Below are 13267 nucleotides of genomic sequence, written 5' to 3'. Positions count from 1 at the left end.
CCACCGGGACGCGGGCCGCGCGCCCCGGCCCGGCCCGTCCGGCCGCCCCGGCGCCGCGTCCCGCCCAGCCGGCGCGGCAGTCCGAGGGTCAGGGCGGCGGTGACCGCGGCCCGCGTCCCGGTGGCGCGCCGCGTCCGGGCGGACCCCGCCCGGGCAACAACCCGTTCGCGCCCTCCCAGGGCATGCCCCGCTCCGGCGGGCCGCGCCCCGGTGGCCCGCGCCCCGGCAACAACCCGTTCGCGTCCTCGCAGGGCATGCCCCGTCCGGGCGAGCGCCGCTCCGAGGCCCCGGCCGCGCAGGCCGGTGCGGGTGCCGGCGACCGTCCCGGCGGGCCCCGTCCCGCCGCGCCGCGTCCCGGCGGCCCGCGCCCGAACCCGGGCATGATGCCGGGCCGCAGCACCAGCGGCGTCGGCCGCCCCGGCGACCGTCCGGCCCGTGCCGGCGGCGGCGGTGGCCGTCCCGGCGGCGGTGGCGGCGGCTACGGCGGCGGCGGTGGCCGTCCCGGTGGTGGCGGCGGCTTCGCCGGCCGTCCCGGTGGCGGCGGTGGCCGTCCCGGTGCCGGTGGCCGTGGTTCGACCCAGGGCGCGTTCGGTCGCGCCGGTGGCCGTCCCGTCCGCGGGCGGAAGTCGAAGCGCGCGAAGCGCCAGGAGTTCGAGCAGATGCAGGCGCCGTCGCTCGGCGGCGTGCAGGTGCCCCGCGGGAACGGCTCGACCGTCATCCGCCTGCGCCACGGCTCGTCGCTGAACGACTTCGCCGACAAGATCGACGCCAACCCGGCCTCGCTGGTCACGGTGCTGTTCCACCTCGGTGAGATGGCGACCGCGACCCAGTCCCTCGACGAGGACACCTTCGGCACGCTGGCCACCGAGCTCGGCTACGTCGTGGAGATGGTCTCGGCCGAGGAGGAGGACCGCGAGCTGCTCGGGGCCTTCGACATCGACCTGGACGCCGAGCTGGAGGGCGAGTCCGACGAGGACCTGTTCCCGCGCCCGCCGGTCGTCACGGTCATGGGTCACGTCGACCACGGAAAGACCAAGCTCCTCGACGCCATCCGGTCCACGGACGTCGTCGCGGGCGAGGCCGGCGGCATCACCCAGCACATCGGCGCCTACCAGGTCCGGACCGAGCACGAGGGCCAGGACCGGGCCATCACGTTCATCGACACCCCGGGCCACGAGGCGTTCACCGCCATGCGTGCCCGCGGTGCGCAGGTGACGGACATCGCGATCCTCGTGGTCGCGGCGGACGACGGCGTGATGCCCCAGACCATCGAGGCGCTCAACCACGCCCAGGCGGCCAACGTGCCGATCGTGGTCGCGGTCAACAAGGTGGACAAGGAGGGGGCCAACCCCGCCAAGATCCGCCAGCAGCTCACCGAGTACAACCTGGTGGCCGAGGAGTACGGCGGCGACACCATGTTCGTCGACGTGTCCGCCAAGCAGCGGATGGGCATCGACGACCTGCTCGAGGCCGTGCTGCTGACCGCGGACGCCGCGCTCGACCTGCGGGCCAACCCCGACAAGGACGCCCGCGGTGTCGCCATCGAGGCGAACCTCGACAAGGGCCGCGGCGCCGTCGCGACCGTCCTGGTCCAGTCCGGCACGCTGCACGTCGGCGACGCGATCGTCGCGGGCACGGCCCACGGCCGCGTCCGGGCGATGTTCGACGAGCACGGCGCGAACGTCACCGAGGCGGGCCCGGCCCGTCCGGTGCTGGTCCTCGGCCTGGCGTCGGTGCCGAGCGCCGGCGACACCTTCCTGGTGGCGCCGGACGAGCGCACCGCCCGGCAGATCGCCGAGAAGCGCGAGGCCGCCGAGCGCGCCGCCCTCCTGGCCAAGCGCCGCAAGCGCATCAGCCTCGAGGACTTCACGCAGGCGCTGCAGCAGGGCAAGGTCGAGACCCTCAACCTGGTCCTCAAGGGCGACGTGTCCGGTGCCGTCGAGGCGCTGGAGGACGCGCTGCTCAAGATCGACGTGGGCGACGAGGTCGACCTGCGGGTCATCCACCGCGGTGTCGGTGCGATCACGCAGAACGACGTCAACCTCGCCACGGTCGACAACGCCATCATCATCGGCTTCAACGTCAAGTACGCGGAGCGGGTGGAGGACCTCGCCGAGCGCGAGGGCGTGGACGTCCGGTTCTACTCGGTCATCTACCAGGCGATCGACGACGTCGAGGCCGCGCTCAAGGGCATGCTCAAGCCGGAGTACGAGGAGGTGCAGCTCGGTTCCGCCGAGGTGCGCGAGGTGTTCCGCTCCTCCAAGTTCGGCAACATCGCCGGCTCGATCGTCCGGTCCGGGGAGATCCGCCGCAACACCAAGGCGCGGGTGCTCCGGAACGGCGCGGTCATCGGCGACAACCTCACCGTCGAGTCGCTCAAGCGGTTCAAGGACGACGCCACGGAGGTCCGCGAGGGCTTCGAGTGCGGTATCGGCCTCGGGTCGTACAACGACATCACGGTGGGCGACATCATCGAGACCTGGGAGATGCGCGAGAAGCCGCGCTCCTGACCGGTCCCACTTGCGGGTCTGCCCCCACGCGCCGAGCGTGGGGGCAGGCCCGCGCCCGTCTGTGCGCCCGCCGACGCGGGCGAGGAGAGGAGTTCGACATGGTGGACCACCCCCGGGCCCGGAAGCTCGCGGACCGCATCCAGCAGATCGTCGCGCAGATGCTCGACACCCGGGTCAAGGACCCGCGGCTGGGCTTCGTGACCGTGACCGACGTGCGCGTCACGGGCGACCTGCAGCACGCCAGCGTGTTCTACACCGTGCTCGGCGACGAGGAGGCCCGCGAGGGCACCGCCAAGGCGCTCGAGAGCGCGAAGGGCCTGATCCGCTCCGAGGTCGGCAAGCAGACCGGCGTGCGGCTCACCCCGACGCTGGAGTTCCACCTGGACGCCGTGCCCGAGACCGCCGCGCACCTCGACGCGGCCCTGCTCGAGGCCGCGCGCCGGGACCGCGAGGTCTCGGCGCTGGCGACGGGCGCCCAGTACGCCGGCGAGGCCGATCCGTACCGCAGGCCGGCGGACGAGGACGAGGACGCCGACGAGGCGGACGCGGCGCGCTGAGCGCCGCCCGTCCGGCTCCCGTCGGCACCCCGCGCGACCGCGAGGTCGAGGCAACGGCACGAGGTCGTCACTCCTGAGTGACGACCTCGTGCGCGTGCGACGACCTGGCGGAGCGAGCGGGCGGCCCCGCCGACGAGCCCCGGCGCCGGGGGTCAGGCCTCCGTGCGGCCCGTGCCGCGCGGCATCGCGAGCGACGCGATCGCGGCCGCCGCGATGACCGCCGCGCCGGTCAGCACCGCCGGGCGCAGGCCGGCGTCGAAGCCGTCCGGGCTGATGGTCCCGCCCGCGGCCGTGAACACGGCGGTCAGCACGGCGACGCCCAGCGCGACGCCGACCTCCCGCAGCGTCGAGTTGGTCGACGACGCGGTGCCGTGGTCGTCCGGCGCCATGCCGGACAGCACCGCGGTCGCGCTGGGGGCGAAGGTCAGGCCCATCCCGACCCCGGCGAGCACCAGGCCCGGGACCAGCACGCCGTAGCCGCCGTCCGAGACGGCGAACCCGAGCCAGGCGAGCCCGGCCGCCTGCGCGACGAGCCCGCCGGTGAGCAGCACCCGCACGCCGACCCGCGGTGCGAGGATCCCCGCGAGCGGCGCGACGACCATCGGCGCGGCGGTCCAGGGCAGCGTCCGCAGGCCGGCCTCCAGCGGCGAGTACCCCTGGACGACCTGCAGGTACTGGGCGAGCAGGAACACCGCGCCGAACGCGCCGAGCGAGAACGCCGAGCCCGAGACGTTCGCGACGGAGAAGCTGCGCGACCGGAACAGCCGCAGCGGGACGAGCGCGTGCGGGGTGCGTGCCTCGTGCCGGAGGAACAGCGCGAGCGCCAGGACCCCGCCGACGACCGGGGCGAGCACGCCGGCCGAGGTCCAGCCGTCCTCGTTGCCGTGCACGACGCCCCACACGATCCCGAGCACGCCCGCGCCGGCGAGCAGCAGGCCCGGCAGGTCCAGCCGCTGGGCCCGGCCGCGCTGCTCGGGCAGCGCCCGCAGCACGAGGGGCAGGGCCACGACGGCCACCGGCACGTTGATCCAGAACATGGCCTGCCAGGAGATGCCCTCGACGACCGCCCCGCCGACCACCGGCCCGAGCGCGACGCCCAGGCCCGAGACGCCGCCCCAGATGCCGATCGCCATCGCCCGCCGGGAGGCGGGGACCGCGGCGGCGAGCAGGGCGAGCGAGAGCGGCATGACCGCGGCCGCGCCGACGCCCTGCAGGGCGCGGGCGGCGATCAGCGCGCCGGGGGAGCCGGCGAGCGCGGCGGCGACCGAGCCGAGGGTGAACACCGCGATCCCGCCGAGGAAGGTGCGGCGCCGGCCCCACCGGTCGCCCAGGGTGGCGGCGGCGATCATCAGGGACGCGAACGCCAGCGTGTAGGCGTTCACCACCCACTGCAGGTCGGTGAGGGACGCGCCGAGCTCGGCCTGCAGGACGGGCAGGGCGCTCGTGACGACGAGGTTGTCGAGCGTGGCCATGAACATCGGCAGCGAGGCGGCCAGCAGCGCGACGGCGACCGGGACGGCGCGGGTCGCGCCCCGGGCGCCGGGGCGCGGCACGGCGGGAGCCGGGGAGCCGGTCGCGGAGGCGGGCGGCGGGTCCGCCGGGGCGCCGGCAGCACCGGCACCCCGGGCGGTCGTGCGGGTCGGGGTCGACATCGGGGACTCCTGTAAGCATCGGCTGATTACTTCGACACGACGGACGTTAGTAATCGGCTGATAACATGTCAACCATGGACCTCGAGCACGCCGCCCGGCCCGCCCCTCGCGCCCCCCGCATGTCGGGCGACCAGCGGCGCGAGCAGATCCTCGCCGCCGCGATCGAGGTGTTCGCCGAGGGCGGCTACGCGGGGACGACGACCGACCAGGTCGCGCGCGCGGCAGGGGTGTCGCAGCCCTACGTCGTGCGGCTGTTCGGGTCGAAGCAGCGCCTGTTCCTGGAGGCCTACCGCCACACGACGGAGCGGGTGCTGGCCGCGATGGCCGCGGTCGACCCCGGGCCGGGCGCGGTCGAGCGCACCGGGCGCGCGTACGTCGAGCTCATGGCCGACCGCGACCTGCTGCGCGTCCTCATGCACGGCTTCACCGCGGAGGACCCGGAGGTGACCGCGCTCGCGCGGCACACGCTCGGCGAGGTCTTCCGGCTGTTCCGGGACCGCGTCGAGCCGGACGACCCGGATGGCGACGAGACCGCCCGGCGGTTCGTGGCCGACGGCATGCTGATCAACGTGCTGCTCAGCTCGGACGGCTTCGCGCACGCCGGGCAGGACGCCGGCTTCGACGCGCTCCTGCGCTGCTTCGCCCCCGAGGTCGTCGCCGCCGGGTCCGCCGCCACGGCGGGCGACCGCGCCGGGGCGACCGCGTGACCGCCGCGCGCGACCAGCGCCGCCCCGACCGGCCCCGCCGCCCCACGGCGCCCGACGGCCTGCTCGTGGTCGACAAGCCGCAGGGCTGGACCAGCCACGACGTCGTCGCGAAGGCCCGCGGCCTGGCCGGCACCCGCAAGGTCGGCCACGCCGGCACGCTCGACCCGATGGCGACCGGGGTGCTCGTGCTCGGCGTCGGCCGGGCCACCCGGCTGCTCACCTACGTCGTGGGCGCGGACAAGGAGTACACCGCGACGATCCGTCTCGGCGTGGCGACCACCACCGACGACGCCGAGGGCGAGCTCGTGGCGCGCACCGACGCCTCCGGCGTCACCCGGGCCGCGCTGGGCGCCGGCGTCGCCGGCCTCACCGGCCCGATCCAGCAGGTGCCCAGCGCGGTCAGCGCGATCAAGGTCGACGGGCAGCGTGCCTACGCGCGGGTCCGGGCGGGCGAGGACGTCGAGCTGGCGGCGCGGCCGGTGACGATCTCCCGGTTCGACGTGCACGAGGTGCGCGAGGTCCCGGACGCGGACGCCTCGGGCGTCGCGGCGCTCGACGTCGACGTCACGGTGGTGTGCTCGTCGGGCACGTACATCCGCGCGCTGGCGCGGGACCTGGGCAGGGGGCTCGGCGTCGGCGGACACCTGACCGCGCTGCGCCGCACGCGGGTCGGGGGGTACGGGATCGACGGGGCGCGGTCGCTCGAGGACCTCGAGGCGTGGCCGGCCGACGTCCCGCTGGACACGCTGCCGCTCGCCGACGCCGCGCGGGCGACGTTCCCCGTGCGCGAGCTGACCGAGGCCGAGGCCCGGGCGCTGTCCTACGGCCAGCGCATCCCCGCGACGGGTACCGGCGCCGGCGTGACGGTCGCCGCCCTGACCCCCGACGGCGCCCTGGCGGCGCTCCTCGAGGACCGCGGCCCGCACGCCCGCCCGGCCCTGGTGTTCGCCGCCGCCTCCTGAGCAGCACGCCGAGATAGGGCCCACCCGCCGAGATAGGACCGCCCGCGGCCCTATCTCGGCGGGTGGGCCCTCTCTCGACGCCAGGAACGGCCCCGGTCAGCCCAGGGCCGCGACCACCGACGCGACCCGGCGCTCCCGGGTGGCGTCGGTCTTCGCGCCCTCGACCGCCAGCACGTGCGCGCGCTGCTTCGAGTACGACAGCGCCGCCCACGCCCCGGCGACCGCGGACCCACCGGCGGCGAGCGCCGCCGCGAGGTCCGCCGGCACCTCGACGGTGCGGGGGGCGTCGTCCACCGCGAGGTCGACCTCGACCGGCTGACCGGCCTCGATCCCCGCGGCGGCGCGGTTCGCCGCCGAGACGCCGACCCAGTACCCGCCGGAGTACGGCGCGATCGAGCCGCGGTAGGCGTGACCGTTGATCGTCACGACGACGGGCACCCGCTTCCCGCGCCCGAGCCCGGTGACCACGTCCTCGGGCACCTCGACGCCGGTGGTCGTGCCGCCCGTGGCGACGAGGGTGGTGCGCAGGGTGACCATGCGGGACCTCCGGGGTCGTGGGCCGCGGCGCGGCTGCGCGCCGAGCGTAGCGCCGCGGCGCCCGAGGCACCCCGCGCGCCGTGGCAGGCTTGTCCCCGCGCCGCGACCCCGCCGGCGCGCAGCGCGCCGCGAGGCGCCGACCGACGGGAGAGCTGGTGCAGCGCTGGACGGACCTCGCGCAGGTCCCGGCGGACTTCGGGCCGTCGGTGGTGACGGTCGGCAACTTCGACGGGGTGCACCGGGGCCACGTCGGGGTGCTGACCCGGATGGTCGCCGACGCCCGCGCGGTCGGCGCCCGCTCGGTCGCCGTGACGTTCACGCCGCACCCCCAGCAGGTGCACCGCCCGGACACCGCCCCGCCGCTGCTCACCGGTGACGCCGACCGCCTGGAGCTCCTGGAGCAGACCGGCCTCGACGCCGTCCTGCTGCTCACCTACACGCTCGACTTCGCGCAGCAGACCGCCGAGGAGTTCGTGCGGCGCTACCTCGTGGACGGGCTGCACGCGCGCACGGTCGTCGTCGGCCGGGACGTCCGGTTCGGGCGGGGCAACGCCGGCGACCTCGCGACCATGGTCGAGCTGGGGGAGCGGTTCGGGTTCGCGGTCGAGGTGATCGAGGACGTCGCGCCGGACCCCGCCGCCGACGGCACCGCGGAGCCGGCCGGGGACGCCGCCGCGCTCGCCGACCCCCTGCGCCGCCGCTGGTCGTCGACCTGGGTCCGCGAGCTCCTGGTCGCCGGCGACGTCCGGCAGGCCGCCCGCGTGCTCGGCCGCCCGCACCGGGTGCGCGGCACGGTGGTGCACGGCGACAAGCGCGGTCGCGACCTCGGGTTCCCGACCGCCAACCTGTCGCAGGACGCCACCGGCATGGTCCCGGCGGACGGCGTGTACGCCGGGTGGCTGCGGCGGCCCGCCGTGCCCGCCGGGTCGCCGGACGCCGTGCTGCCCGCGGCGGTGTCGGTCGGCACCAACCCGACGTTCGCCGGCCTGCAGCGCCGGGTCGAGGCGTACGTGCTGGACCGCACCGACCTCGACCTGTACGGCGAGGAGGTCGTCCTGGAGTTCGTCGAGCGGCTGCGGCCCACGCTGCGGTTCGAGTCGGTCGACGACCTGGTCGCGCGCATGCACCAGGACGTGGCGGGCGTGCGCGAGGTCCTGGCCGGCGCCGCCGGCTGACGCCCGGCCGGACCCGGGTCCGGCACCCGCACCTGGTAGACTCGCACAGCCGTCAGAACGGCCGCGGAACGAGAGCGCCCGGGTGGACCTGCCCCGGAGCACCGCGCAACGAGACAATCCAGGAGAGTCGTGCCCCTCGACAGCGCCACCAAGAAGTCCATCATGGCCGAGTACGCCACCCACGAGGGTGACACCGGCTCGCCGGAGGTCCAGATCGCCCTGCTGACGCAGCGCATCAACGACCTGAACGAGCACCTCAAGACGCACAAGCACGACCACCACAGCCGCCGTGGCCTGCTGCTGCTGGTCGGCCAGCGTCGTCGCCTCCAGGGCTACCTGCAGAAGGTCGACATCGACCGCTACCGCAGCCTGATCCAGCGGCTCGGCCTGCGCCGGTGACCGCCTGACCAGCCCGGACCCCGATCGGGGTCCGGGCTGGTCCTGCGTCGGCCCCCGGGGGGCCGGCGTGCACCACCTCAGCACCACTCTCACTCCGCGCCGGTCGACGCGTCCGGTCCTCGGTAGTGGTTCCCGGAACGTCCGTGTCCGAGTGCCTCGATCGAAGACCGCCGTGACCGGTCCGGCGCCTTCGAGACAAAGGAGGGCACCCGTGGAGGGTCCCGAGATCCAGTTCGCCGAGGCCGTGATCGACAACGGTCGCTTCGGCACCCGCACCGTCCGCTTCGAGACCGGCCGCCTCGCCAAGCAGGCCGCCGGCGCCGCGATGGCCTACCTCGACGGCGAGACCGCGCTGCTGTCCGCCACGACGGCGGGCAAGCACCCCAAGGACCAGTTCGACTTCTTCCCGCTGACGGTGGACGTCGAGGAGCGGCAGTACGCCGCCGGCAAGATCCCCGGCTCGTTCTTCCGCCGCGAGGGCCGCCCGTCCACCGAGGCGATCCTGGCGTGCCGCCTGATCGACCGCCCGCTGCGCCCGCTGTTCGTCAAGGGCCTGCGCAACGAGGTCCAGGTGGTCGTCACCGTCCTGGCGATCCACCCGGACGACGCGTACGACGTGCTGGCGATCAACGCCGCGTCCATCTCCACCCAGATCTCCGGCCTGCCGTTCTCCGGCCCGGTCGGCGCCGTGCGCATCGCCCTGATCGACGGCCAGTGGGTCGCGTTCCCGCGGTACACCGAGCGCGAGCGCGCCACGTTCGAGATCGTCGTGGCCGGCCGCGTCGTCGGCGACGACGTCGCGATCGCGATGATCGAGGCCGAGGCGCCGGAGAAGTCCTGGAACCTCATCAAGGACGAGGGCGGCACCGCCCCGACCGAGGCCGTCGTGGCCGAGGGCCTGGAGGCGTCCAAGCCGTTCATCCGCGCGCTCGTCGAGGCGCAGCAGCAGCTCGCCGCGCAGTCCGCCAAGGAGACCCGCGACTTCCCGACGTTCCCGGACTACCAGCCGGACGCGTACGAGGCCGTCGAGGGCGCCGCCGAGGCGAAGATCCACGAGGCCATGCAGATCGCGGACAAGCAGACCCGCGAGGGCCGGCTGGACGAGATCAAGGCCGAGGTCCTGGACCAGCTCGCCGCCTCGTTCGAGGGCCGCGAGAAGGAGCTGTCCGCCGCGGTGCGCTCGGTGACCAAGAAGGTCATCCGCCAGCGCATCCTCACCGACGGCTTCCGCATCGACGGCCGCGGCCTGCGGGACATCCGCACGCTGTCCGCCGAGGTCGAGGTCCTGCCCCGCGTGCACGGCTCGGCGCTGTTCGAGCGCGGCGAGACCCAGATCCTGGGCGTCACCACGCTGAACATGCTCCGCATGGAGCAGCAGCTCGACACGCTGTCGCCCGAGACGCGCAAGCGCTACATGCACAACTACAACTTCCCGCCGTACTCGACCGGTGAGACCGGCCGCGTGGGCTCGCCGAAGCGGCGCGAGATCGGGCACGGCGCCCTCGCCGAGCGCGCGCTCGTGCCGGTGCTGCCGAGCCGCGAGGAGTTCCCCTACGCGATCCGCCAGGTGTCCGAGGCCCTCGGCTCCAACGGCTCGACCTCGATGGGCTCCGTGTGCGCCTCGACCCTGTCGCTGCTGAACGCGGGTGTGCCGCTGCGCGCGCCCGTCGCCGGCATCGCGATGGGCCTCGTGTCCGACACCGTCGACGGCGAGACCCGCTACGCGGCGCTCACCGACATCCTGGGCGCCGAGGACGCGTTCGGCGACATGGACTTCAAGGTCGCCGGCACCCGCGAGTTCGTCACGGCCATCCAGCTCGACACCAAGCTCGACGGCATCCCGGCCTCCGTGCTGGCCGACGCGCTGACCCAGGCCAAGGAGGCGCGCCTCGCGATCCTCGACGTCATCAACGAGGCGATCGACACGCCCGACGAGATGTCGCCGAACGCCCCGCGCGTGATCTCGGTGAAGGTCCCGGTCGACAAGATCGGCGAGGTCATCGGCCCGAAGGGCAAGATGATCAACCAGATCCAGGAGGAGACCGGCGCCGACATCTCGATCGAGGACGACGGCACGGTCTACATCGGCGCCACCGACGGTCCGTCGGCGGAGGCCGCGCGGGCGGCGATCAACGCGATCGCCAACCCGCACATGCCGGAGATCGGCGAGCGCTTCGTCGGCACGGTCGTCAAGACGACCACCTTCGGCGCGTTCATCTCGCTGTCCCCGGGCAAGGACGGCCTGCTGCACATCTCGCAGATCCGTCGCCTCGTCGGCGGCCGGCGCGTCGAGAAGGTCGAGGACGTCCTCGGCGTGGGCCAGAAGGTCCAGGTCGAGATCGGCGAGATCGACCCGCGCGGCAAGCTGTCGCTGCACGCGGTGGTCGAGGACGAGGGCGCGGGCTCGGACGAGGCCGCGACGACCGAGCCGGCCGACGCCTGACGTGCCGCTGGACCTCCCGCTCGTCGCGCCCGGCACCCCGGGCAGCGACGTGACCGCCGGGCAGGCGGGTGACGGATCCGTCCGTCGCTCCGTCCTGCCCGGCGGGGTCCGCCTGCTCACCGAGCACGTCCCCGGCGTGCGGTCCGCGTCCGTCGGGGCGTGGGTCGGCGTCGGCTCCCGGGACGAGTCGGACGGGCACCACGGCTCGACCCACTTCCTGGAGCACCTGCTGTTCAAGGGCACCGCGCGGCGCACGGCGATGGACATCGCGGAGGCGTTCGACGAGGTCGGCGGCGAGGCGAACGCCGCCACGGGCAAGGAGCACACCTGCTACTACGCCCGGGTGCTCGACGAGGACCTGCCGATGGCGGTCGACGTCATCGCCGACATGGTGACCTCCGCCCGCCTGGACCGCGACGAGCTCGAGACCGAGCGCGGCGTGATCCTCGAGGAGCTCGCCATGAACGACGACGACCCGAGCGACGTCGTGCACGAGCGGTTCGCCACCGTCGTGCTGGGCGACCACCCGCTGGGCCGGCCGATCGGCGGCACGCCGGACACCATCCGCGCCGTGCCCCGGGACGCCGTCTGGGAGCACTACCGGCAGCACTACCGCCCGGACACCCTGGTCGTGACCGCGGCGGGCAACGTCGACCACGACGCGCTGGCCGCGCAGGTCGCCCGGGCGCTGCGGGACGGCGGCTGGGACCTCGCGGAGGGCGCGGCGCCCGCCGCGCGCCGCGGCGCCTCCGCGGCGCAGCCGGTCACCGCCGGCGCCTCCGAGGTGACGGTGCGCCGCACCACCGAGCAGGGCAACGTCATCGTCGGCGGCACGGGGCTCACCGCCACCGACCCCCGCCGGTTCACGCTCTCCGTGCTGAACGCGGCGCTGGGCGGCGGCATGTCGTCCCGGCTGTTCCAGGAGATCCGCGAGAAGCGGGGTCTGGCGTACTCGACGTACTCGTTCGCGTCCGGGCACGCCGACACCGGCGTGTTCGGCCTGTACGCGGGCTGCGCGCCGGCGAAGATCGACGAGGTGACCGAGCTGCTGGTCGCCGAGCTGGAGCGCCTGGCGGACGGCGGCATCACCGACGCCGAGCTGCGCCGGTCGGTCGGGCAGCTGTCCGGCAGCCTGGTCCTCGGCCTGGAGGACTCCGGGTCGCGGATGAGCCGGCTCGGCAAGTCCGAGCTGGTGCACGGCGAGCTGCTGTCCACGCAGGAGTCGCTGGACCGCGTCCGCGCGGTCACGGCCCGCGAGGTGCAGGAGCTGGCCGCCGACCTGGCGTCGCGGCCGCGGTCCGTGGTGCGGGTCGGGCCGTTCGGCGACTGACGCCGGCGCGCGACCGTCCGGGAGCCGGGCCCCCTCGCGGGGCCCGGCTCCTGCCGTTCCCGGCGGCACCGCCCGGGCGGGCCGGGCCGGAGGTCCCGTTCCGCCGCGCGCCGCGCGGGACGATGATGAGGGCATGGCCGCCGTCACCTCCGCCCGCCGCTCCGTCGCCGTCGCCCCCCGGTCGCCGGGGCTGGTCGAGGCGTTCTGGGTGGCCCGGGCGCCGCACGCCGCCCCGCCGCGGGTCGCGCTGCCGGACGGGCGCCCGTCCGTGGTCGTCCGGCTCGGCGCGCCGGTGCGGTGGGTCGACCCGCTGACGCGCGAGGCGGAGACGGTCGGCAGCGTGCTGCGCGGACCGCGGGTCGTGCCCGGGGTGGTGCTGCCCGCCGGGGACGCCGAGTCCTGGGAGGTCGGTGCCCGGCTGGCCCCGTGGGCGCTGTCCGCGCTGCACCCCGAGGGCTTCCTGGTGGACGACCACCGCCCGCTGGGCGTGGCGCTCGACCTGGACGAGCCCGCGCTGGCCGCGCGGATGCGCGCCGCCTGGGACGCCGCCGCGGGCCTCGGCGAGCGCGCCGCGGCCGCCGCGTGCGTGGCGGTGCTGGAGGACGCGCTGGCCGCGGCCGTCCGACGCCCCGTGCCGCCCGCGGAGCGGGACGCCGTCGACCGGGTCGCCCGGTACGCCGACGCCGAGCGCGGGCTGGTCCGCCCGGTCGACCTGGCGCGCGAGGTCGACCGCTCGCTCGCCGGCCTGCACGCCCTGCTCGCGGCGCACGTCGGTCTCAGCCCGTCGGCGTTCCTGTCGACGGTCCGGCTGTCCTGCGCCGTGCGCGAGCTCGGCGTCGACGACCGCGGCGACGCCGTCGGGGTCGTCCGCGTGCTGCGCGCCTACGCGGACGCCGGCTACCCCCAGCGGGAGGTCGAGCGGTTCACCGGGCTCGGGGCGCTGGAGCTGCGCCGGGCCGTGCGCGGCATGGAGGACGTGCTCGCGACCGCATAGG

11 protein-coding genes are annotated in these 13267 nt (G+C 75.3%); 9 read left to right on the top strand and 2 right to left on the bottom strand.

The genetic code is table 11. The annotated features are described in order from the left end of the window. Together infB and rbfA are read left to right on the top strand one after the other, a co-directional pair. The coding region (gene infB, locus MHY85_RS03610; protein WP_239193248.1) for a translation initiation factor IF-2 at window positions 1–2510 on the top strand (2510 nt) is incomplete at its 5' end. Window positions 2511–2608: 98 nt separating this feature from the next. Next, window positions 2609–3067: a 30S ribosome-binding factor RbfA gene (gene rbfA, locus MHY85_RS03605; protein WP_239193247.1), complete on the top strand. Its 459-nt coding sequence runs from the start codon at window positions 2609–2611 to the stop codon at window positions 3065–3067. A 152-nt stretch (window positions 3068–3219) separates the two neighbouring features. On the opposite strand, the gene MHY85_RS03600 is transcribed toward rbfA, so the two are convergent. Beyond that, entirely contained in the window at window positions 3220–4719 is a 1500-nt protein-coding gene (locus MHY85_RS03600; protein ID WP_239193245.1) for a DHA2 family efflux MFS transporter permease subunit, read from the bottom strand. Between the two features lie 74 nt (window positions 4720–4793). On the opposite strand from MHY85_RS03600, the gene MHY85_RS03595 reads away from it, so the two are divergent. Both MHY85_RS03595 and truB read left to right on the top strand, forming a co-directional pair. Next, a complete protein-coding gene (locus MHY85_RS03595; protein WP_239193243.1) occupies window positions 4794–5426 on the top strand; it encodes a TetR/AcrR family transcriptional regulator in 633 nt (210 codons plus the stop codon). After that, window positions 5423–6388 carry a tRNA pseudouridine(55) synthase TruB gene (gene truB / locus MHY85_RS03590; protein ID WP_239193241.1) on the top strand — a complete coding sequence of 322 codons (966 nt, stop codon included), beginning with the start codon at window positions 5423–5425 and terminating at the stop codon, window positions 6386–6388. Before MHY85_RS03595 ends, truB begins: the two co-directional genes overlap by 4 nt. Before the next feature lie 96 nt (window positions 6389–6484). Here the strand turns inward: truB and MHY85_RS03585 are convergent, their stop codons facing one another. Continuing rightward, window positions 6485–6925 (bottom strand): YdeI/OmpD-associated family protein, encoded by a 441-nt coding sequence (locus MHY85_RS03585; RefSeq protein WP_239193239.1) that lies wholly within the window; start codon window positions 6923–6925, stop codon window positions 6485–6487. A 155-nt stretch (window positions 6926–7080) separates the two neighbouring features. On the opposite strand from MHY85_RS03585, the gene MHY85_RS03580 reads away from it, so the two are divergent. The 5 genes from MHY85_RS03580 to MHY85_RS03560 all read left to right on the top strand — a co-directional run bounded on the left by MHY85_RS03580 (window position 7081) and on the right by MHY85_RS03560 (window position 13266). Beyond that, window positions 7081–8100 (top strand): bifunctional riboflavin kinase/FAD synthetase, encoded by a 1020-nt coding sequence (locus tag MHY85_RS03580; RefSeq protein WP_239193238.1) that lies wholly within the window; start codon window positions 7081–7083, stop codon window positions 8098–8100. Window positions 8101–8229: 129 nt separating this feature from the next. Beyond that, window positions 8230–8499 (top strand): 30S ribosomal protein S15, encoded by a 270-nt coding sequence (gene rpsO, locus MHY85_RS03575; protein ID WP_154730160.1) that lies wholly within the window; start codon window positions 8230–8232, stop codon window positions 8497–8499. A gap of 211 nt (window positions 8500–8710) precedes the next feature. Beyond that, window positions 8711–10942, top strand: a complete 2232-nt coding sequence (locus MHY85_RS03570; RefSeq protein ID WP_239193237.1) for a polyribonucleotide nucleotidyltransferase — start codon at window positions 8711–8713, stop codon at window positions 10940–10942. A 1-nt stretch (window position 10943) separates the two neighbouring features. Then, a complete protein-coding gene (locus tag MHY85_RS03565) occupies window positions 10944–12272 on the top strand; it encodes a pitrilysin family protein (RefSeq protein ID WP_239193235.1) in 1329 nt (442 codons plus the stop codon). Between the two features lie 133 nt (window positions 12273–12405). After that, the gene (locus MHY85_RS03560) at window positions 12406–13266 is read left to right on the top strand and encodes a hypothetical protein (RefSeq protein ID WP_239193233.1); all 861 of its coding nucleotides are present in this window, start codon (window positions 12406–12408) and stop codon (window positions 13264–13266) included. Window position 13267: the final 1 nt, after the last annotated feature.

Origin of the sequence: Cellulomonas sp. ACRRI, assembly GCF_022346185.1 — a bacterium.
Lineage (GTDB): Bacteria > Actinomycetota > Actinomycetes > Actinomycetales > Cellulomonadaceae > Cellulomonas.
The sequence above is the reverse complement of the archived record's forward strand: the minus strand, read 5'-3'. Positions and strand labels throughout refer to the sequence as shown.

Bases quoted from the DNA above. Each gene is read 5' to 3' on its own strand.
- MHY85_RS03560 (WP_239193233.1), top strand. From the start codon at position 12,406: ATGGCCGCCGTCACCTCCGCCCGCCGCTCCGTCGCCGTCGCCCCCCGG.
- MHY85_RS03585 (WP_239193239.1), bottom strand. From the start codon at position 6,925: ATGGTCACCCTGCGCACCACCCTCGTCGCCACGGGCGGCACGACCACC.
- rbfA (WP_239193247.1), top strand. From the start codon at position 2,609: ATGGTGGACCACCCCCGGGCCCGGAAGCTCGCGGACCGCATCCAGCAG.
- MHY85_RS03595 (WP_239193243.1), top strand. From the start codon at position 4,794: ATGGACCTCGAGCACGCCGCCCGGCCCGCCCCTCGCGCCCCCCGCATG.
- MHY85_RS03600 (WP_239193245.1), bottom strand. From the start codon at position 4,719: ATGTCGACCCCGACCCGCACGACCGCCCGGGGTGCCGGTGCTGCCGGC.